Origin of the sequence: Ruegeria sp. R14_0 (assembly GCF_017743975.1) — a bacterium.
Classification (GTDB): domain Bacteria; phylum Pseudomonadota; class Alphaproteobacteria; order Rhodobacterales; family Rhodobacteraceae; genus Ruegeria.
The window spans coordinates 1,012,567-1,033,428 of record NZ_JAGHRC010000001.1; the positions used below are offsets into that span (position 1 = coordinate 1,012,567).

General features: G+C 58.0%; 18 protein-coding genes. 6 read left to right on the top strand and 12 right to left on the bottom strand.

Translation table 11 applies throughout. The annotated features are described in order from the left end of the window. Positions 1-11: 11 nt before the first annotated feature. The 7 genes from J7416_RS04990 to J7416_RS05020 all read right to left on the bottom strand — a co-directional run bounded on the left by J7416_RS04990 (position 12) and on the right by J7416_RS05020 (position 8,097). A complete protein-coding gene (locus J7416_RS04990; RefSeq protein WP_209223613.1) occupies positions 12-590 on the bottom strand; it encodes a holin family protein in 579 nt (192 codons plus the stop codon). Then, the gene (locus J7416_RS04995; RefSeq protein WP_209223614.1) at positions 581-1,192 is read right to left on the bottom strand and encodes a holin-associated N-acetylmuramidase; all 612 of its coding nucleotides are present in this window, start codon (positions 1,190-1,192) and stop codon (positions 581-583) included. The genes J7416_RS04990 and J7416_RS04995 overlap by 10 nt, the downstream gene beginning before the upstream one ends. A 130-nt stretch (positions 1,193-1,322) precedes the next feature. Beyond that, positions 1,323-1,769 carry a cytochrome c maturation protein CcmE gene (gene ccmE, locus J7416_RS05000; protein WP_209223615.1) on the bottom strand — a complete coding sequence of 149 codons (447 nt, stop codon included), beginning with the start codon at positions 1,767-1,769 and terminating at the stop codon, positions 1,323-1,325. A gap of 7 nt (positions 1,770-1,776) precedes the next feature. Continuing rightward, positions 1,777-2,805, bottom strand: coding sequence for an N-acetyl-gamma-glutamyl-phosphate reductase (gene argC / locus J7416_RS05005; RefSeq protein ID WP_209223616.1), 1,029 nt, complete (start codon positions 2,803-2,805; stop codon positions 1,777-1,779). 95 nt (positions 2,806-2,900) lie between these two features. Further along, positions 2,901-3,710, bottom strand: coding sequence for an aspartate/glutamate racemase family protein (locus tag J7416_RS05010; protein ID WP_209223617.1), 810 nt, complete (start codon positions 3,708-3,710; stop codon positions 2,901-2,903). A gap of 8 nt (positions 3,711-3,718) precedes the next feature. After that, a complete protein-coding gene (locus J7416_RS05015; RefSeq protein ID WP_209223618.1) occupies positions 3,719-4,597 on the bottom strand; it encodes a lysophospholipid acyltransferase family protein in 879 nt (292 codons plus the stop codon). A gap of 80 nt (positions 4,598-4,677) precedes the next feature. Beyond that, positions 4,678-8,097: an indolepyruvate ferredoxin oxidoreductase family protein gene (locus tag J7416_RS05020; RefSeq protein WP_209223619.1), complete on the bottom strand. Its 3,420-nt coding sequence runs from the start codon at positions 8,095-8,097 to the stop codon at positions 4,678-4,680. Positions 8,098-8,268: 171 nt separating this feature from the next. Between J7416_RS05020 and J7416_RS05025 the strand changes: the two genes are divergently transcribed. From J7416_RS05025 to grxD, 5 genes are all read left to right on the top strand, one after another. Further along, positions 8,269-9,174, top strand: coding sequence for a LysR family transcriptional regulator (locus J7416_RS05025; RefSeq protein WP_209223620.1), 906 nt, complete (start codon positions 8,269-8,271; stop codon positions 9,172-9,174). 278 nt (positions 9,175-9,452) lie between these two features. Then, on the top strand, positions 9,453-11,744 hold the full coding sequence (locus J7416_RS05030) for a mechanosensitive ion channel family protein (RefSeq protein ID WP_209223621.1): 2,292 nt from the start codon (positions 9,453-9,455) through the stop codon (positions 11,742-11,744). A gap of 171 nt (positions 11,745-11,915) precedes the next feature. Then, a complete protein-coding gene (gene purL, locus J7416_RS05035) occupies positions 11,916-14,075 on the top strand; it encodes a phosphoribosylformylglycinamidine synthase subunit PurL (protein WP_209223622.1) in 2,160 nt (719 codons plus the stop codon). A gap of 136 nt (positions 14,076-14,211) precedes the next feature. After that, on the top strand, positions 14,212-14,448 hold the full coding sequence (locus J7416_RS05040; RefSeq protein ID WP_209223623.1) for a BolA/IbaG family iron-sulfur metabolism protein: 237 nt from the start codon (positions 14,212-14,214) through the stop codon (positions 14,446-14,448). A 249-nt stretch (positions 14,449-14,697) separates the two neighbouring features. After that, the gene (grxD, locus tag J7416_RS05045; protein ID WP_209223624.1) at positions 14,698-15,060 is read left to right on the top strand and encodes a Grx4 family monothiol glutaredoxin; all 363 of its coding nucleotides are present in this window, start codon (positions 14,698-14,700) and stop codon (positions 15,058-15,060) included. Here the strand turns inward: grxD and J7416_RS05050 are convergent, their stop codons facing one another. From J7416_RS05050 to J7416_RS05060, 3 genes are read right to left on the bottom strand one after another with little or no spacing between them, the layout of a single operon-like run. Further along, positions 15,061-15,411, bottom strand: coding sequence for an MliC family protein (locus tag J7416_RS05050; RefSeq protein ID WP_209223625.1), 351 nt, complete (start codon positions 15,409-15,411; stop codon positions 15,061-15,063). After that, the gene (locus J7416_RS05055; RefSeq protein WP_209223626.1) at positions 15,408-15,803 is read right to left on the bottom strand and encodes a cell division protein ZapA; all 396 of its coding nucleotides are present in this window, start codon (positions 15,801-15,803) and stop codon (positions 15,408-15,410) included. Before J7416_RS05055 ends, J7416_RS05050 begins: the two co-directional genes overlap by 4 nt. Then, a complete protein-coding gene (locus tag J7416_RS05060; protein WP_209223627.1) occupies positions 15,803-16,600 on the bottom strand; it encodes a hypothetical protein in 798 nt (265 codons plus the stop codon). The genes J7416_RS05055 and J7416_RS05060 overlap by 1 nt, the downstream gene beginning before the upstream one ends. Positions 16,601-16,835: 235 nt before the next feature. Between J7416_RS05060 and tkt the strand changes: the two genes are divergently transcribed. Then, positions 16,836-18,857 (top strand): transketolase, encoded by a 2,022-nt coding sequence (gene tkt, locus J7416_RS05065; RefSeq protein WP_209223628.1) that lies wholly within the window; start codon positions 16,836-16,838, stop codon positions 18,855-18,857. 72 nt (positions 18,858-18,929) lie between these two features. On the opposite strand, the gene J7416_RS05070 is transcribed toward tkt, so the two are convergent. Next, positions 18,930-19,730: a thioesterase family protein gene (locus J7416_RS05070; protein ID WP_209223629.1), complete on the bottom strand. Its 801-nt coding sequence runs from the start codon at positions 19,728-19,730 to the stop codon at positions 18,930-18,932. 69 nt (positions 19,731-19,799) lie between these two features. After that, on the bottom strand, positions 19,800-20,771 hold the full coding sequence (locus J7416_RS05075) for a DUF808 domain-containing protein (protein WP_209223630.1): 972 nt from the start codon (positions 20,769-20,771) through the stop codon (positions 19,800-19,802). Between the last annotated feature and the right edge of the window lie 91 nt (positions 20,772-20,862).

The following is a 20,862-nucleotide window of genomic DNA, read 5'->3' on the forward strand; positions in this document are numbered from 1 at the left end:
AGTGTCGCGGGTCAGCCCCTGCGATTGCGTCGCCACTGTTCGAGCGCGGGGTTCCCTTCTGGTCGCTCGGCTTGCCGGGCCAACTCGGTATCAGATCCGGGGCTGGCTGCACCAACTAAACTGAGACGCAATTCGTCCAGGGTTTTCAAATTCTCGACGACCTGGGGCGTGCGCATCATCGTTGCGGAAATCTCACGCTGCAAATCCTGCACCTTGGCTTGGTGACGTGCGCCGAAGTAGAAGGACACGATAACGCCCAACAACCACCATAACGGTTCAGGCACCAAGGCGATCCCTTGCATGCGAGCGGAAAACCAAATGGGATCGACCATCGCGGCGACAAACAGGCCGAGCGTTCCCAGCGCCATTGCCGGTCGCGGCAATCGGTTCAGACCATCTACAAAGCGATTGAACAGCGTTTTCTGTCCCAGCTGGAATTCTGCCCCAAACTGTTGGACCGCTTGCTGACGGGTCGCAAGGCTCCGCTGGGCTCCGTTTTCGGCGTTTTCCCGAAATACTTCAGCTGTTTCGCGGACAATGTTCCGGTCGTTTCCAAACAAAAAGGCCAACACGCCTGAGATCAATCCCATCCCGAAACCCTCCGTTGAAACTCTGCGTCCGACAAGTGGTATGTTGGCGATACGAATTCCTCTGCACGCGTGATCCAGCCACCTTTGCCCCCGGCCCGGCTGCGGGCATATTTCCGCGATGACGGCCTGCGATCTGCAAGACGGAAGTAATAGTTCCGCCGCGCAATCCCGTATGCATCCGCAAATGTCACCGGATCCGGTTCGGCCGCGCGTTGGCAAGTGCGGGCGGTCTGAGGACCAACAACGCCGTCAACAACAAGCTCGAACCCCATGTCACGCAGTAAACGCTGAAGGATCCGCACCGCCTGGTTACCGGCATTGACGTACATATCGAACACTGACGGTTGAACGACCTCGGGCAGCAGCCCCAAACGGGGCTTCTCGAAATAGTGCCGCACAAAAATTTCGACCGCCTGAGCTTTGCTCAGTCGCCGTACATCCAGCCCATCAATCACGCCATCACCTGACAGGTCCAACCCCAAATGCCGCATCGTGTGTACCGTGACGCCGTGTTTCGTCGCGCCACCCGGATCATCCGGGTCGTCCACAAAGCCCCCTTCACGCCCCACGATGTCGTCTGCGATTTGCCGTACTGATTGCATGACGCCTCCCCAGCCAGTTGTGTGGGGAAACCGTCCATCAATCCTGTTAACATCCAAAAACGCCTAAGGGCGCTGCCCGGCCAACCGGCGCAACGCCCCTGCTACATCTTTCAGACACTGAATGCCGAGTTTAGCTTTGTTCGTCCCCTTTATAGACGCCCTGCTCCTTCAGAGCATCCATCACTTCTTTCGGCATGTAGGTTTCGTCATGTTTGGCCAGAATTTCAGTGGCTTCAAAGACACCGTTCACATAAGAGCCCGTGCCGACCATACCTTGGTTTTCCGAGAATAGATCCGGCAGCACCCCGGTAAATGCAACAGGCACGCTTTCGCCGCCATCGGTCACCACGAACCGAACTGTTTCACCTTGACCGCGAACGATAGAACCTTCTTCGACCAGTCCGCCAATGCGGAACACCTCGGACGGCGCGGGCGGTTCAGCGATGACCTGGCTGGGAGAACGGAAGAAATTGATGCCGTCCCGCATCGCATACCCAATCAGCGCCGTCGACAGCGCCAAAGCGACAGCTGCCAGAATGATAATCTGAACTCGACGACGTTTCTTGAGCGTTTTCATACCGTCCTCACGGGAATAGTGGGGCCATCATGAGGCCTCGGGTTTCATCCTCACCTAACATCAGGTTGGCGTTCTGCAAGGCTTGCCCACTGCTACCTTTTGTCAGGTTATCCAGCGCTCCAATCACGATGGCGCGGCGTTCGATCCGATCACCAACCACACCGATATGGCAGAAGTTCGAGCCCCGCACATGGTGGGTCGACGGGGCCTCGCCAAATGGCAGCATCTGGATAAAGGGTTCGTTTTCGTAGGCTTTGGTCAGCGCCTCATACACGCTGCTTGGATCCCCTTTGACATAGGTGGTCGCCAGAATACCCCGGTTGGCCGGGATCAGGTGTGGCGTGAATTGCACGTGTACGGTCCGACCAGCCAAAGCCGAGAACTCCTGATCGAACTCACCCAGATGCCGATGTGTTCCACCGATGGCATAGGCATTGTAGCCTTCGCTCAGCTCGGCGTGCAGCAGGTTTTCTTTCAGTGAGCGCCCTGCCCCTGAAACTGCGCATTTCAGGTCCAGCACGATGTCGTCCAAATCAATCACGGCAGCCGAGATCAATGGCCGCAGAACATACTGCCCCGTCGCCGCATTACAGCCCGTGCCAGCAACCAGACGGGCATTCCGAATGTCCTCCCGGTAGAACTCGGTCAGGCCGTAAACCGCCTCTTCCTGGTGCTCCAGCGCGGCATGCGGGTTCCCGTACCACTTTTCGTATTCGTCCGGGTCACGCAGCCGGAAATCGGCAGACAGGTCGATGATCTTCAGGGTTTTGGGCAGATCCCGGATGACTTCTTGGCTGGTCTTGTGAGGTAAGGCGCAAAAACACAGGTCAATCTGCGAAAAATCGATCTCGGAGATTTTACACAGATCCGGCAGGTCCATATGCCGAAGATGCGGAAAAACCTGCGCCATTGATTGGCCGGCTTTGCGCTCGGCCGACAGCGCGACAATGTCCATGTTCGGGTGTTCGGCGATCAACCGCACCAGTTCGGCGCCGGTGTAACCGGATGCGCCCAGAATTGCGATTTTGTGGGTCATGTGAGACCTCTTGCTTCAAGTGTGTCACTGAGTACGACCGCCGATGTGACGGTCGATGATTTATGGAATCGGTTCGGCGTCGTCCTTGACCTAAGTCAGGTGGCCTCGAAGGTGATTTGTCGTCGGAGGAACTGCGTTGCCCGATCGCTCACAAAATCGGGTTTGCCGGTGGTTAGAAAACCGCCCGTCCCTTCACCTTGCATATTGGGGTGTCGCTGCAGGTAATCCGCAAGACTTTCTGCCACCAGATCACCCTGGCTGAACACCTGAACATCAGGGCCAAGCGCCTGCTGAAACGTCTCGGCCATCAGCGGGTAATGTGTGCAGCCCAAAATTGCCGCCTGAGGTTCCGGCATCTTGCGCTTCAGGGCGTCCACATGAGACCGAACGAGCGCTTCGGCCAGGATCATGTCGCCGTCTTCGATCGCGTCTACAACACCGCCGCAGGCCTGTGCCTCGACGTCCACTCCGATGGCGCGAAACGCCAGTTCACGCTGAAAGGCGCGGCTGGAGACAGTGGCCGGAGTGGCAAACAAAGCAACATGCTTGACCGCAACCTCGCGCGGCGGGCTGTTGTCGCCCCATTCCCGCTCGGTCAGTGCTTCTATCAGGGGAACGAAGACGCCCAGGACCCGTTTGCCTTCGGGCACACCTTCTTCCTGCATCCTACGGAGCGCAGCCGCGCTGGCCGTGTTGCAGGCCAGAATCACCAGATCACACCCCCGGTTCCACAGGTCGCGGACAGCACTGCGTGTCAGATCATAAATGTTCTCGGCATCGCGCACGCCATATGGCGCATGCGCACTGTCCGCAAAATACAAAAAATCCACGTCGGGCAGACGTTTCTGCGCGGCGTTCAGGACGGTCAGACCGCCCAGACCAGAATCAAAGATGCCTACTGCCATTTGCCCCTTCAGGCGCGATGCCGTTCCTCAAATTCATAACCGTAGTCATACGACTTCAACGGCTTCGGGGACAGCTCATACGTGGCTTTGCGCAAGAAATCCATCATCTTGCGTGTATCCTTGGACAAGGGGTCCAAAACATCGCGGCCAATGGGCTTTCCAATCACCACATCAACCGGTGTGTCTACGCGTTTTTTGAACTCTTTAATCAACAGGCCCATGCGCAGAGTGTTGTGCAAATGGCTGGCGATTTGAAACAGGCGCGAGGTGTGGCCGTCAAAGAACACTGGCACAACGGTCGCATTCGACTTGGCCACCATCCGCGCCGTAAATCCGCGCCAACCCGGATCCATCGGGTGAGAAAACGGCTTTACGCCCGTGCTGACCGTACCGCCCGGGAAAATCCCGATGGCCCCACCCTCGCCCAGATAGTTCAATGCTGTTTTTCGAGTTTCTAGGTTCAGCTTCATCGCCTCTTTCGTCTCATCAAACGAAATCGGCAGGATGATGCGGTTGATATCTTCGGCCTTGCGAAACACGCGATGCGCCAGAATGCGAAAGTCACCTCGGGCTTCGGACAGCATGTGACCCATCATCAAACCATCCAGAATGCCATACGGGTGGTTGGCGATCAGGATCACAGGACCTGTCTTTGGAATGTTCGACAGGGCCCCATCCACAACGTTCAGCGACAGGCCGTAACGTTCCACCATGACCGACCAGAAGTCGCGGCCATTCGCAACCTCTTGTTCATATCCGTCCGCGCGCTTGATCAGGCGCAATCGGCCGGTGGTGTTTTCCATCAGCCGAATGAACATGCGTCCGCCCTTGGTTTCGGCGGAATAAGAATATGAGATGTCACGAGCGACGTGGCGGGACGAAGGCATCGAATACTCCGGTTGTTGGCACCTGCTAGATAATAGCAAGTGACAATTTTGCCTAGCTTTCGTGACAGCCTTGTGACGGGTTATTCCGCCGCAGCACGCAACTCCGGCCCTCCGTTCCGAATGGTTGCCAGCAATTCCTCGCGCCTTTTTGCGGCCTTAGCCTCATTTTCGCGAAGCACCGGACCAAAGCCGCGAATTTCAAGCGGCAATCGCGCCAAAGCGACCACTGCGTCGCGCGTCTGTGGTGTAACCAAGGGCGCTATCTCTTTGATGTCGCGTTCATATTGCTTGATCAGCGCCCTCTCCATCCGGCGTTCAGCGCTGTATCCAAAAATGTCGAACGGTGTGCCGCGCAGGATTTTCATCCGCGAAAGCAGCTTGAGCGGGCCCAACATCCATTCGCCGAACGCGCGCTTGCGCGGACGTCCGTCACTGTCCTTGCCGCCTAGGATCGGTGGCGCGAGGTGCAGCGTCATTTTGAAGTCTCCGTCGAACTCGGCCTTGGCCTGTTCACGGCTGCGCTGCAAAAGGCGCGCAACTTCGTATTCATCCTTGTAGGACAAAAGCTTATGATACCCTCGTGCAACTGCTTCCTTGACCGTCTCGTTCTCGAACCCGTCAACCAACTTGCGATATCGGTTGGCCAAGCGCGCGCTCTGATACTCAGTCAGGTGGGTCGTCCGGAACTCAATCAACTGGTCCAGAGTCTTGGGCAGTTCGGTCAGTTTCGGGCTGAGGATTTCGCTGACCTCTTGCGGGTGCAATACAGCCCAGCGACCGATGTCAAACGCGCGTTTGTTACGCTCAACTGCGGTTCCGTTCAGCTCAATCGCCTGAAGCACTGCCTCATGGCTGATCGGCAATAGCCCGCGCTGCCAGGCCGCGCCCAAGACCATCATGTTCGAATAGATCGAATCCCCCATAACCGCGCGGGCCAGATCGGTGGCGTCGAACAGCGACAGATCGTCTTTCAGCCGCGCCTGCAATGCCAATTCAAGCCGATCACCGGGGATCTGGAAATTGGTGTCCCGGGTAAAGTCCCCCGTGACCGTTTCGTGGCTGTTCACCACGGCACCGGTTTGCCCCGTGCGCGTCAGTCCAAGGGTCTTGGCCCCGGCCGAGACAACAAGATCACCCCCGATCAGCGCGTGCGCTTCGCCTGTAGCGACACGAATAGCGCTGATGTCTTCGGGTTTGTTGGCCAAACGACAGTGGATGTGGACGGCCCCACCCTTTTGGGCCAGCCCCGCCATCTCCATCATTCCGGCACCCTTGCCGTCGATCTGAGCGGCCTGCGCCAGCACCGCGCCCAGAGTGACGACCCCGGTCCCACCGATGCCGGTGATGACCACGTTATGCGTGCCGTTGATCGCCGGCAGTTGCGGCATCGGCAGATCAGGCAGATCGATCTCGGTTGTGGCTTCCTTGCGGATTTTGGCCCCTTCCAACGTCACGAACGAGGGGCAAAACCCTTTCAAACAAGAGAAATCCTTGTTGCAACTGGATTGGTCGATGGCACGTTTGCGGCCCAATTCGGTTTCTTTGGGAACGATCGAGACACAGTTCGATTGCACGCCGCAATCGCCGCAACCTTCGCAAATGTCCGAATTGATGAAGACGCGCTTATCCGGGTCCGGGAAAGTGCCCCGTTTTCTGCGGCGGCGTTTCTCGGCAGCGCAGGTTTGGACGTAGACGATGACCGAGACGCCTTCGATCTCGCGAAACTTCTTTTGCACGTCCATTAATTCAGCGCGCTCATGGGTTTCGATGCCGGATGGCAGGGCCTTGAAATTCACGTCTTCCTTTTCGTCATAGACCAGCGCGACGTTACTGACGCCCATCGCTTTGACCTCGGCCACGATCCTTTCGGCGCTCAAGTCGCCTTCGTTGCCCTGCCCACCGGTCATGGCAACCGCATCGTTGAACAGGATTTTAAAGGTGATGTTTGTCCCGGCCGACAGCGCGGCCCGGATCGCCTGTACACCCGAATGGTTATAGGTTCCGTCACCAAGGTTCTGGAACACATGGTCGGTGGTCGAGAACGGAGCTTCGCCGATCCAATTCGCGCCCTCGCCGCCCATCTGGGTGAACCCGGTGGTCTCACGATCCATCCACTGGACCATGTAGTGACACCCGATCCCTGCATAGGCGCGGCTACCTTCCGGCAGTTTGGTCGAGCTGTTATGTGGACAGCCCGAGCAAAAATACGGCAGTCGCGTTGCAATTTCCTCGGCATTGTCTGCCCGGCGCGCCTCGGACAATTTGGCCATGCCGGCGCGAACGCCATCGGTATCGCGCCCCTCTTCGATCAGAATGTCGCCCAGTTTCTCGGCAATCATGATCGGGTCCAAGGCACCGCGTGTCGGGAACAGCTCTTCGCGGTGCAGCGTCCCGGCTCCGCCCTTGTACCAGCCGTAAACACGGCGGCCACGGCGGTCGTCAAAGATGGCTTCCTTAACCTGCACCTCGATTAGTTTTCGTTTTTCTTCAACGATAACAATCAGGTCCAACCCTTCGGCCCAGTCATGGAACCCTGTCATGTCCAGCGGGAATGTCTGGCCGATCTTGTAGGTGGTGATCCCCAATCGCTCGGCCTCGGCCTCATCGATATTCAGCAAGGACATGGCGTGGGTCAGATCCAGCCAGTTCTTGCCCGCCGCAACAAACCCGATTTTCGCGCCGGATTTGCCCCAGACGCGTTTGTCCATCTTGTTCGCGCGCGAGAAAGTTTCGGCCGCGAAACGCTTATAATCAATGACCCGCGCCTCTTGCAGATGTGGCGTGTCGCCCAGGCGAATGTTCAGACCGCCCTCGGGCATGTCGAACTCTGGCACCACCACGTTCATTCGATCCGGGCTGCCATCGACGACCGAAGTAACCTCGATCGTGTCTTTCATCGTCTTCAGGCCGACCCAAACCCCCGCAAACCGGCTGAGCGCGAACCCGTAGATCCCATAGTCCAGAATTTCCTGCACACCCGCCGGGCTGACCACCGGCATATACATGTCGACCAGCGACCACTCGGACTGGTGCAGAACGGTCGAGCTTTCGCCGGTATGGTCATCCCCCATCGCCATCAGTACGCCGCCATGTTTGGCAGTGCCAGCCATGTTTGCGTGGCGCATCACGTCACCGGAACGATCCACACCGGGTCCTTTCCCGTACCACAGGCCAAACACACCATCGAATTTGCCATCGCCCCGCAGACCCGCCTGCTGGCTGCCCCACAGCGCCGTGGCCGCAAGGTCTTCGTTCAGGCCGAACTGAAAGGTGACATCGCTGTCCGCCAGTTGCTTTTGGGCCCGCATCATCTGCTGGTCGACTGCACCCAGTGGCGACCCGCGGTAACCGGTAACCAAACCCGCCGTGTTCAGCCCGGCCTGCCGATCGCGCGCCTTTTGCATCAGCATCAAACGCACCAGCGCTTGCGTGCCGTTCAAAAGGACCGGGTTCTTCTCAAGGTCGAAACGGTCATTCAGTGATATTTGTGGCTGACTCATCAGACGCCTCCCCTCGTCAGATCAGTGTGCTTCATTCCTTTGCAGTTTAGGTCAAAAATGCTGACCTGTATAGCGTCCGCTGCACAGTTATTGTAACCTTTCAACTGTTTGAATGTAGAACTTGTTACCTATTTCATATAGGGCTTCGGAAGGATAACGAAAGTTGCGGCGATGGATTGGGACAAGCTAAGGATATTTCACGCGGTTGCCGATGCGGGCAGCCTGACTCATGCAGGAGACAAGCTGAATCTGTCTCAATCTGCTGTCAGTCGCCAAATCAGAGCGCTTGAAGAGTCGCTTGATTCGACCCTGTTTCACCGCCACGCCCGAGGTCTGATCCTGACCGAACAGGGTGAGTTGCTGTTTGACGCAACCTCCGCCATGTCAAAACGTCTGGACGCCGCGGCCGCGCGCATTCGCGATAGCGAAGAAGAAGTCTTTGGCGTTTTGCGGGTCACGACGACCTTCGGTTTTGGAACGCTCTGGCTGGCCCCCCGTCTGCCGAAACTCTATGAGCAATACCCCGATCTCAACATCGACCTGATGTTGGAAGAGCGTGTCCTGGATTTGCCCATGCGCGAGGCGGACGTCGCCATCCGCATGAAAGAGCCCAGCCAGGCCGATCTTGTCCGCAAACGCCTGATGACGGTTCAAATGCAGCTGTACGCGACGCAGGAATACCTGGAAGAGCACGGCAATCCAGCCACGCCCGAAGAAATTTCGAACCACCGGCTGATTTGCCAGACACCTTCGGCTCCTCAGGTCGGTGCCAGCGCGATGATGGTACGGCATCTGATGACGTATAACCCGACCTCGTTGCTGACAGTAAACAACTACTTTGGCGTTTTGCAGGGTGTGCTGCACAACCTGGGGATCGGCGTGTTGCCGGACTACGTCACTCAGGACTTCCCGCACCTCGTGACGGTCCTGTCGGACATCGAAACCGCCGATGTTCCCGTGTATTTGGCTTACCCCGAGGAACTACGCCATTCCAAGCGCGTCGCGGCCTTCCGTGACTTTGTCCAAGATGAGATCATTGCGCAGCGCAAACACCTGAAACAAATGGGAAAACTGTAGCTATGCGCAAATAGCATAGCGGACATGTGCAATGGTCAGTCTTAAAACCCTTGATCGTTCACAGACTGCTCCCTAAATCAGCACTCGAAGGTGGTGATGCTGAAACGCTCATCATCTTCATACCTCCCTGTTGGACTTCGGCCGAGCTTAGTGCTCGGCCTTTTTTTTGCCCTTGGCTCTGATTTCGCGTTCCAGTCGGTGAAACATCTGGGAAAATCCGGCACTTAGTCGTATGATCCCGAAAAAATCATCAAGACTTTAGGTCGAGGACAGATTCGATGTTTCACCTCACTCGCCTGTTAATGGCGTTGTTTTCCATTGTTTTGTTATCAGGGCCGGTGCTTGCACAGCACAGCACCACCACCGGCACAAGCACGCCGGCCCCGGTCACCATTCCCGAAGATCTGACACCCGATCAGGTAGACGATCTGGTAGCGCGCATGTCCGATGATCAGGTCCGTGCGATCCTGCTGGAACGACTGGACGCGGTAGCCGCCAAACAAGCCGAGGCAACTCCTACTCGGCGCGGCCTCATTCAGGCGACCACTGAGACCTTCAACAGCATGATCGCGTCCTGGCTGGATGTGATCCGTAAAATCCCCGTCCTGATCTCTGCTCAGGTCGAAGCGTTTTCCAATTTTGGAAACACGTTCGGTGCGAACGGCTTGATGACGCTGTTCGGTTTCACATTTCTTGCTTTGGCAATCGGATATGCGGCCGAGAAACTGGTCGGCCTTTGGACCCGCCGCTGGGTCCACGTGATCGATGGCGATGCCTCATCGGATCTGCGTGGTGCGGTAACCTTTTTGTTCAAACGGTTCATATTCGAATTTCTGGGTCTTCTGGTCTTCTACTATACACTGGTGTTTGTCGGCAGGCGGTTGCTGGACGAACAACAGATCGCGCAGGCGGCACCTTTTGTTTTTTTCCTGATCTGGTTTCCACGCCTGGGCGCCGCGATTTCCCGGTTTATCCTGGCACCCAATCAGCACCGGCTGAGGCTGGTAAACGTTGACGATCATTGGGCAAAATACCTGCATCGCAACCTGATCGGCCTGTTCCTTCTGATCGGCTTCACGATGTTCATTCTGGACTTCAACGCGTTGAATGGCGTTCCGCCCGGCGAGTCCCGTCTGGGCTTCTGGCTGAACACCGCGATCCACATCTATGTCGGCCTGATCGCATGGCGGGCCCGCGACGGCCTGTCCGATATGATGCGCGGCTCGGACCCAGATCGCACCAAATTCGACGAAGAGGTTGCGCGCCTTTACCCCTATTTTGCGATCGGTGTGTCTGCGGGCATTTGGCTGTTGGTCGAGTATCTGGCCGCGCAGCGGAACCCGGCAGTCTTTGCGTTGTTGGCGCATGGTGCGCACTTCATCACAATGTTCTGGCTGCTGATTGCGCCTGCTCTGGACACTTTGATCCGGGGCTTGGTGCGGCACCTTCAACCGCCCATGCTGGGCGACGGTCCTGTCGCTGAACGCGCCTATAAATCCACTAAGCGCAGCTACATCCGCATCGGACGCGTTCTTGCGGGCATCTTTGTGATCCTCATGATCGCGGATGCGTGGGATCTGGATCTTCAGCAAGTTGCGGGCGGGCGTTCGGACGCCGGCAGTGAGGTGATCCAGTTCTTCATCATCATCGCGATTGGCTACATCCTGAACGAAATCGTATCGCTCTGGATCAACCGTCGTCTGGCGAAAGAGCAGACCGCAGCTGAACAAAGCCCTGACGAAGAAGCCGGCGAAGGCGGTGGTTCGGGCGGTTCGCGCCTGGCGACGGTCCTGCCGTTGCTGCGCGTAACTGCTCAGGTCGCGATTGCTGTCATCTTTGCCCTGCTCGCTCTGGGGGCTTTGGGTCTGGATATCACGCCGCTTCTGGCTGGTGCCGGTATCCTGGGTCTGGCCATCGGTTTTGGTGCGCAGAAACTGGTCTCGGACATCGTGGGCGGCATCTTCTTCCTGATCGACGACGCCTTCCGTGTGGGTGAATACGTAGACGTGGGCGGCACGACAGGTACGGTCGAAAAAATCTCGATCCGTTCCATGCAACTGCGGCACCACCGCGGTCCGGTGCACACCATTCCGTATGGTGAGATTCAGAAGCTGACCAATTACAGCCGCGACTGGGTCATCATGAAGCTGAAGTTCACGGTGCCCTTCGACACGGATCCGAACAAGGTCAAGAAGATCTTCAAAAAGATCGGTGCCGAGATGATGGAGGATGAGACCCACAAGGATGGCTTCCTGCAGCCCTTCAAATCTCAGGGCGTGTTCGACTTTGACGATGTCGGCATGATCATCCGCGGCAAGTTCATGGCCAAGCCGGGCAAACAATTCACGCTGCGCAAGGAAATCTTCAACCGGGTCAAGGCCGCGTTCAAGGAAAACGGCATCGACTTTGCCCGCCGCGAGGTGCGCGTTGCCATTCCGGGCCTTGAGGATGCCGACCATCTGAGTGACGAGCAAAAGGCCGCCATTGGCGCTGCTGCCGGTGAAGCTGCCAACCAGCAAGCAGAGCAGCAGGCTCAGAAACCCGGCTCTGCCCACGGTGCACCGGAATAAAGGCACGACACCATAAAGACCAAAACGGCCGCCTGGCGCACCCTGCCCGGCGGCCGTTTTTTTGAGCTCGGGCCGCGTCAAACTATGCCTCGCAGGTCTTAACTCTTCCCACCGGCGCGTCCTTGCCCTACAAGGCGCGCAATCTCGGCCCACTTGGACACAGGACAGAAGATGCAAGAGCCCGCAATCACACCCGATCTGATCGCCGCACATGGGCTCAAGCCCGACGAATATGACATGATCCTCGAGATCATCGGGCGCGAGCCGACATTCACCGAACTGGGCATCTTCTCGGCCATGTGGAACGAGCATTGCTCGTACAAGTCCTCGAAAAAGTGGCTGCGCACCCTGCCCACCTCTGGCCCGCAGGTGATCTGCGGCCCTGGCGAGAATGCGGGTGTGGTCGATATCGGCGATGGTCAGGCCGTGGTGTTCAAGATGGAAAGCCACAACCACCCTTCGTATATCGAACCATACCAAGGTGCGGCGACCGGCGTGGGGGGTATTCTGCGCGACGTCTTTACCATGGGTGCTCGCCCGATTGCCTCGATGAACGCGCTGTCCTTTGGTGAACCCGGTCACCACAAAACCCGCCAACTGGTGAACGGTGTGGTCGAAGGCATCGGTGGCTACGGCAACTGTTTCGGCGTGCCTTGTGTCGGCGGCGAAGTTCGCTTTCACCCGGCCTATAACGGCAACTGCCTTGTGAACGCATTCGCCGCTGGTCTGGCCGACAGTGACAAGATTTTCTACTCGGCTGCTTCAGGCGTCGGGATGCCCGTCGTCTATCTGGGCGCAAAGACGGGCCGTGACGGCGTAGGCGGCGCGACGATGGCCTCGGCTGAGTTCGATGACACCATCGAAGAAAAACGCCCCACCGTTCAGGTCGGCGACCCTTTCACTGAAAAGCGCCTGATGGAAGCCACGCTCGAGCTGATGCAGACCGGCGCCGTGATCTCGATCCAGGACATGGGCGCGGCTGGTCTGACCTGTTCCGCCGTTGAGATGGGCGACAAGGGCGGTCTGGGTGTGCGCCTTGATCTGGAGAATGTGCCCCAGCGCGAAGAGAATATGACGGCATATGAGATGATGCTGTCCGAGTCTCAGGAACGTATGCTGATGGTCCTCAAACCAGAGCTTGAGGCCGAGGCCCGCGCCGTATTCGAGAAATGGGATCTCGATTTCGCCATCGTCGGCGAAACGATTGCCGAGGATCGCTTCCTGATTGTACACAATGGCGAAGTCAAAGCCGATCTGGTCCTGTCGAAACTCTCCTCGACTGCGCCTGAATACGACCGCCCGTGGGAGGCGACGCCAGAGGTAGAAGAACTGGCCGAGGTGCCCCAGATTGATCCGATTGACGGTCTGCGCGCCCTGCTCGCTTCGCCCAACTACGCGGGCAAGCAATGGGTCTACGAACAGTATGACACCATGGTCATGGCCGACACCGCCCGCACACCGGGATTGGGTGCTGGCATGGTCCGCGTGCACGGCACCGACAAAGCTCTGGCCTTCACCAGTGACGTGACCCCGCGCTATGTCCGCGCAAACCCTGTTGAGGGTGGCAAGCAAGCGGTGGCCGAGGCCTATCGCAACCTGACTTCTGTCGGGGCCAAACCTCTGGCGACCACCGACAACCTGAACTTCGGCAATCCTGAAAAACCAGAAATCATGGGCCAGTTCGTCGGCGCCATCCAAGGCATTGGCGAAGCCGTCGCCGCGCTGGATATGCCAATCGTGTCCGGTAACGTCTCGCTTTATAACGAAACCGATGGTCAAGCGATCCTGCCGACCCCGACTATTGGCGCTGTCGGCCTGTTGAGCCACACTGACGAAATCATCGGCAACGAAGTTCGCGAGGGTCATGTTGCTCTGGTGATCGGCGACACCAACGGCCATCTGGGCCAATCCGCCCTGTTGGCCGAAGTGTTTAACCGCGAAGACGGCGATGCGCCGCATGTCGATCTGGACGCCGAAAAGCGCAACGGAGAATTCATCCGCGCCAACCGGGACATGATCAAGGCCTGCACCGATCTGGGCGATGGCGGTCTGGCTCTGGCCGCGTTTGAACTGGCTGAATCCGCGGGCGTCGGCGTCCACCTCGACGACGCCTCGACCGAATTCCTGTTCGGCGAAGATCAGGCGCGCTATCTGGTGGCCTGTAACTTCGATCAGGCCGAAGCACTGATGATCGCCGCTGGTCAGGCGGGAGTGCCGCTGGTCTCAGTCGGACGGTTCACCGGAGAAGCGGTCCGGATCGGCAGCTCGGAAGCCTCGTTGGAAGAACTGGCCACCACGTTCCGCAGCAGCTTTGCTGAGGCCGTGGCCTGACGCCCAGGCGCGTGAAGCCTTCAGAAACCTGCGCCCTGCCCGGCGCAGGTTTTCTTGTTTTTTGGTTCCCATCACACCCTTGCGCGCCCCGTCCGCGCGCTCTACATCTTGGGAAAGACCTTCAGGAGAAACCTACATGCCGATGAGCGCCCACGAAATCGAAGCCCTGCTGCGTGAATCCTTCCCGGATGCGGAAATTCAGGTTGGCGGGCATGACGGCGTCCATATGTCCGCGATGGTCGTGGACGAGAGCTTTCGAGGGAAGAACCGAGTTCAACAGCAACGTGCTGTCTATGCGGCCCTGAAAGGCAAGATGGACGGTCCCGACGGAGACCTGCACGCGCTGGCGCTGACCACCAAAGTGCCGGAGTGACATGGAGCATGCGATCGTAATCTCAATTGCAGTATCCGTCTTTGTTCTGCTGATCGCGCTCATTGCGTGGAACAATTCAAAGACTGGACGCAAATCAAGACGAGGATCGCAACCCGAGCATGGAAAGCACCTCCTGCATTCCTCCTACAAGTCACATGACGGTGCAATTAACTCGGCGCAGACCCATGTTCGGAAGAACCCAGAAGAGTACGCCAAAGCGATTATGCCGAAGAGCAAAGGAAACGCGAAATGACTGACGTAAAAACCCAGATTGACGAAACCGTCAAAGCCAACGATGTGGTTCTCTACATGAAGGGCACCAAAGAGATGCCTCAATGTGGGTTCTCATCCCGCGTCGCCGGAGTGCTGAACTATATGGGCGTCGACTATGCTGATGTGAACGTTCTGGCCGATGAGGAAGTTCGTCAGGGGATCAAGGACTACTCGGACTGGCCGACCGTGCCGCAGCTTTACGTCAAAGGTGAATTCGTCGGCGGTTGCGACATCATCACCGAGATGACCCTGTCCGGCGAGTTGGACACGCTGTTTGACGAAAACGGTGTCGGCTACAACAAGGAAGCGGCCGACAAGATCCGCGAAGCGAACGCCTGATCAGCGGCTGGAGCAATTCTGTAGAACAACCTGCTCACTGGCGGCCCCACCGGTCGCCAGAAAGCTGACGGTCGCATCCCATCCTTTTGAACGCAGGATGTAAGACCCGTTGGAACCCTGCGATTCATAGCGAATGCCCGATCCGCTGGGCACCTGCTGCAAAGCGACCAATTGGTTGTCCACCAGCATTGCAGCGGCGCTGGACCCATCCGGCGCGTTGAAATACGCAACCTCCAGCGGCACGCCATTTTCGCAGGTGAACGTAACCGGCAGGATATCCATATCCGCCCACACAGCCCCGCCCTGCAGACCGAACAGGCCTGCAATCGCAACGGTTTTCAACGCGTTCATTTTGTCGATTTCTCCTCGATCACCGTGGCCAGTGCTTCGGCCCGGGCGGCCAGTTCGGCCAGTGTGTCCGTGACGGAAGGCGGCACTACGGCGACCTCGACCCGCTCGGGTTCGGGCGCAGGTTGATTGCGCAGTCCCTGCAACTCAGCCTCGAGTGCAGACAGTTTGGCCTCAGCCGCTTTGAGCTTGTCATCCGTCGCTGCAGTTTTGTCGGCCAACATCAGGCCAGCCATCAGCAGCATCCGCGCCTCGGGCATCCGGCCAATCTGATCGGATAGAACCTGCGCCTCATCGTCCAACATCTTGGCGGCAGTTTGCAGGAACTGTTCCTCGCCATCCTGGCACGAGACATCAAAGCCGCGCCCACCGATATGAATGGTCAATTCGGGCATTATTCTACCTCTCCCTCAGCCAGTTTAGCCTGCGACAGCAATGGTTCCAGCCGAGCCAGTACAGCCTGGGCCTCGGCGGCGTCTGTTGCCTGTGCAGCCTTGGTCGCCTCAAGTTCGGCCACCGTGGCGCGGTTCAGAAGCTCGGCATCTGGCAGGCCGCCTTCGCTGGCGGCGCGCAACTCATCCACGGACTCGCGCAACTGTTCGTTAGCCTTGCGCATGCGCTGCAGGTCATCATCCAGACGCGACATCGCCGCACCGTGGCTGGTGCGTTCGGCGCGCAGCATTTCAAGCTCGGCGTTCAGTTCGGCCACTCGCTCGCTGTCGGCCAGTTCAGACTGCAAGCGGTTGTTTTCCTGTTCCAGGGCCTGTGCCTTGCTGACAACCGCCCTGAGCTCTTCATTTTCCGATTTCAGTGCGGCCAGTTCATCGTGGTTTTCCAGCGCAGCCTTGGCCTCGGCCAATTCAGCTCTGGCCGCCTCGACAGAGGCCAGTTTGGCCGACGCCTCGGCCAACTGCTGACGCAACGCGCCATTCTCGGGATCTTCGGCAGGCGCAGATTTCAGCGCCTCCATGTCGGCGCGCATGGCGTCGACTTCCTTTTCATGCCGTTCTTTCAGAGATTTCAGCCGCTCTTCCAACTGCGCGTTTGCGACGCGTTCGTCTTCGAGCGCCGTGCGCAACTCGGAATCCTGGTCACCACTTGCAACCGGCGCGTCGCGCAACGCGTCCATTCCGGCTCCGATCCTATCCATCGCGGCAATGATACGGCGCTGTAAGTCTTCGATTTGGCTCATGCCCCTGCCACCTCTTTACCAAGGTTCACTTTTTCGAGGGCCCGTCCGAATCAATACGGGCCGAGTATTGCCCTAGTCTAACCGAACGGAACGGAAAATACCCACTGTTTGCTTTCAACCACTTGGACAGCATTCTTGAAGCATCAACGGACCGCAACCCCGGGTTCTGCTTGCACTTTGAGGGGTGAATGGTATTGAGCGCCCCATCTGCCTGTAATCCAAAGGAACAACGCCCGTGGACCTGACTGCGCTGCGCAATGCCAATCCTGAACACTGGAACAAGGCTGCGGCCATCCGCACCCTGACTCTTGATGCCGTCGCCGCCGCCAATTCCGGCCATTCCGGCATGCCCATGGGCATGGCCGATGTGGCGACCGTGCTGTTTGAAAAGCACCTGAAATTCGACGCCACGGCCCCGAACTGGCCGGACCGCGACCGGTTCATCCTGTCGGCAGGTCACGGCTCGATGCTGGTCTACTCGCTGCTGTATCTCACCGGCCATGCCGACGTGACGCTGGATGAGATCAAGAACTTCCGCCAGTTGGGCGCAAAGACCGCAGGTCACCCGGAAAACTTCCTGGTCGACGGGATCGAAACCACCACCGGGCCGCTGGGTCAGGGTATCTCAAACGCTGTTGGCTTTGCCATGGCCGAGGAAATCCAGCGCGCGCATTACGGCAAAAAAGTCGTTGACCACTATACCTATGTGATCGCAGGTGACGGTTGCCTTATGGAGGGTGTCAGCCAAGAAGCCATAACGCTGGCCGGTCGTCATGAACTGAGCAAGCTGATTGTCTTCTGGGACAACAACAACATCACCATCGACGGCACTGTTGATATCGCCGACCGCACCGATCAGGTTCGCCGCTTTGCGGCTTCGGGGTGGCACGTGATTGAAATCGACGGCCACGATCCGCAAGCGATCGATGCAGCCATCGTCCAGGCAAAACAGTCGAACAAACCGACCATGATCGCATGCGAAAGCCATATCGCTCTGGGTCACGCAGCACAGGATACCTCGAAGGGTCACGGCGCGCTGACGGATCAGGATCAGCTCAAAGCTGCCAAAGACGGCTATGGCTGGCCGCACGCTGCCTTTGAAATCCCGGCCGAAGTGAAATCGGCCTGGGAAGCCATTGGTGCCCGCGGCGCTGCCGAGCGAGCAGAATGGGAAGAGCGTTTTGCCCAGTTGTCCGAGCGCAAACAGGCCGAGTTCAACCGCGCATACGCGTTTGAAGCACCCAAGAAGCTGGCAGGTGCCATCCGCGCGTTCAAAAAGCAGATGTCGGAAGATCAGCCGAAACTGGCCACCCGCGCCTCGTCTGAAAAGGTTCTGAACGTCGTGAACCCGATCATGACCGAGACCGTTGGCGGTTCTGCTGACCTGACCGGCTCGAACAACACCAAATCCGCCGATATGGGCGTGTTCCTGCCGGAAAACCGCAAGGGCCGTTACATCCACTACGGCATCCGCGAACATGGTATGGCCGCTGCAATGAATGGTATGGCGCTGCATGGTGGCATCCGCCCCTATGGCGGCACGTTCATGGCGTTTACCGACTATGCCCGCCCCTCCATGCGTCTGGCCGCGCTGATGAAAATCCCATCGGTCTTCGTGATGACCCACGATTCGATCGGCCTGGGCGAAGACGGTCCGACCCACCAGCCGGTTGAGCATCTGGCAATCAGCCGTGCGACACCGAACACTTATGTGTTCCGCCCCGCCGATACGGTTGAGACAGCGGAAGCCTGGGAACTGGCGCTGACCTTCAAGGACAGCCCGTCGGTTTTGTCGCTGACCCGTCAGGGCGTGCCGACCGTTCGCAAGGACCACAAGACCAAGAACCTGACCGCACAAGGCGCTTACGTTCTGGCTGATGCGGACTCCAAACGTCAGGCCATTCTGATCGCCACCGGTTCCGAAGTGTCTCTGGCGATGGAAGCCAAAGCAATGCTTGAGGCCGAAGGCATTGGTACCCGCGTCGTCTCGATGCCGTCGATGGAACTGTTCGCCGAGCAGGACGAAGCCTATCGTAAGCGCGTCCTGCCGGGCGGCCCGGTCCGTGTCGGAATCGAGGCCGCAGTCCGCGCCGGCGGCTGGGATCGCTGGTTGCTGGGTGAGCGTGGTCGTGAGGCCAAAGCAGGCTTTATCGGCATGGACAGCTTTGGTGCATCTGCACCTGCAGGTGAGCTGTACAAACACTTCGGTATCACAGCCGAGGCAACAGTTGCCAAGGTTAAGGAACTGCTGGGGTAAACCCGCACCCCCTTGTCAGAAACAAGAAAAGCCCCGGAACTGCCCGGGGCTTTTTACTTGCTTTAGAAAGGCTTAGCCGAAGATTATTACGGACTGCATGCCATCGACCACCAGTTCTCCATCCGTGTTCCACATCCGCATCACTTGTGAGCTGTAGCCATCGCGGCCAGCGGTCAACTGGTTCTCCATCAACCACCACCCGTCACGGGTTTGAACAGACTCGGACAACAGATTTATCATCCAGTTCATCGAAGAATTGACTGTCGGCGCTTTCAACAGCGGGAAAACCATTGGCGGCAGTACATCGGCCAGAGCGACCAATCCCTCCAGTCTGTCCCACATTTGCGGGTCCCTATGACGGGCCCAGACGCGGTTATATCCCCTGTCGGAACCGGCAAAGGGCAGTTGTCCGTCGATCAACTGAAGGTCAAAGTTATCGAGAAATGGGATTGGTGCCTTGGTCAGACCCTGCGGCAGATAACTGGGCGTGTCCTCCGGAACTGGCGCGATCTGCGCCGGGTGTTCCACCGCAATCTGGCTTTGTTGCGGGGCTCCAAAAGAAAAGGTTCCGACAGCAGCCGTTTGACCCCCGACCTGCGCCCGCGACAAAAGCGTCGTCACGTTGCGGCCCTGCCTCAGGACCTCAGCATTGACGCCGGGCCCTTCGGTAACCGGAGCCGTAAAATTGATCATGGCAGAGCGCAAAGGCGGTAAATTCGGGTGTTGCGCGCGCGCCGTATGCAGCAAGAGCGCGGCCGTGAACCCGCCAAAACCCGTCCGACCCTGCATCCAGTTCGGCGGCAACGGGTAGTTCAACGTTTCGTCGACACGTGCAACTGACTTAAGTGTCTGGGACAGTGTAAGTTCGGACATGGGCTCTGGTTCCTTCAGCTCGCGCCGACAATATGTAGCGTTCGCGCGCGGAACATCAGTAACCTCGCGTCAGTGCCCCTCGGAATTGCCTTTGATCGCCTTAAGAGCAGGCGAGATCACCTTGGTCGCCAAAGGAATCAACACCATCCCCCAGGCCAAGCCGAACACGCCGTCCATCGTTGCCTTGGAAACCCATTCGACCACCCCAACCCACTGTTCGGATACGGAATGACCGATCGCATGGGCCCAATCGTGGATGTGGTGGCCCAACCAGCCAAAGCCCAGAACCTCCATCCCATGAATGACGATAGATCCACCCACCCACAGCATTGCCGCTGTACCGACGACGGACAGAACCTTCATCACCACCGGCATCGCCTTGACCAATCCACGACCGAATCCACGGCCAATCGGGGTGAAGGCGTTCTGAGCCAGGTACAACCCAACATCGTCCATCTTTACGATCAGCGCCACCGAGCCATAAACTGCCACTGTGACACCGATGCCGACGACGGCCAGAGTGGCTGCTTGCATCCACAGATTCGGAGCTTCAACCGCCGCCAGCGCAATCGTCATGATTTCGGCGGACAGAATAAAATCGGTCTTGATCGCCCCTCTGACCTTTTGTTCCTCAAGGTGACCGGGATCGCGAATGGCCATATCTTCTTTGATGACATGACTGCCGTGCGGGAAAAGGACGTGGAAAATCTTTTCGGCCCCTTCGAAACATAAATATGACCCCCCCAGCATCAGCAAGGGCGTGATCATCCACGGGGCAAAATTGGACAGCAACAAGGCGACGGGCAGCAATAAGATGATTTTGTTAAAAATAGACCCACGTGCAATGCGCCAGATGATCGGCAGTTCCCGCGCCGGGGCGAATCCCTGAACGTATTTCGGGGTAACTGCCGCGTCGTCGATGATGACCCCGGCCGTCTTTGCCCCCGCCTTGCCTGCTGCTGCGACCACATCATCCACGGACGACGCCGCAACCTTTGCAATACCCGCAACGTCATCCAACAGGGCCAACAGACCGCTCATGGTGCTTCCTTTCATCTCACCTGCCGCACTCGGAGCCTACCTGATCCGACGGCTAGCGCAAGCGTTAGCGCAACCGGCGTAGGTTTGCGCT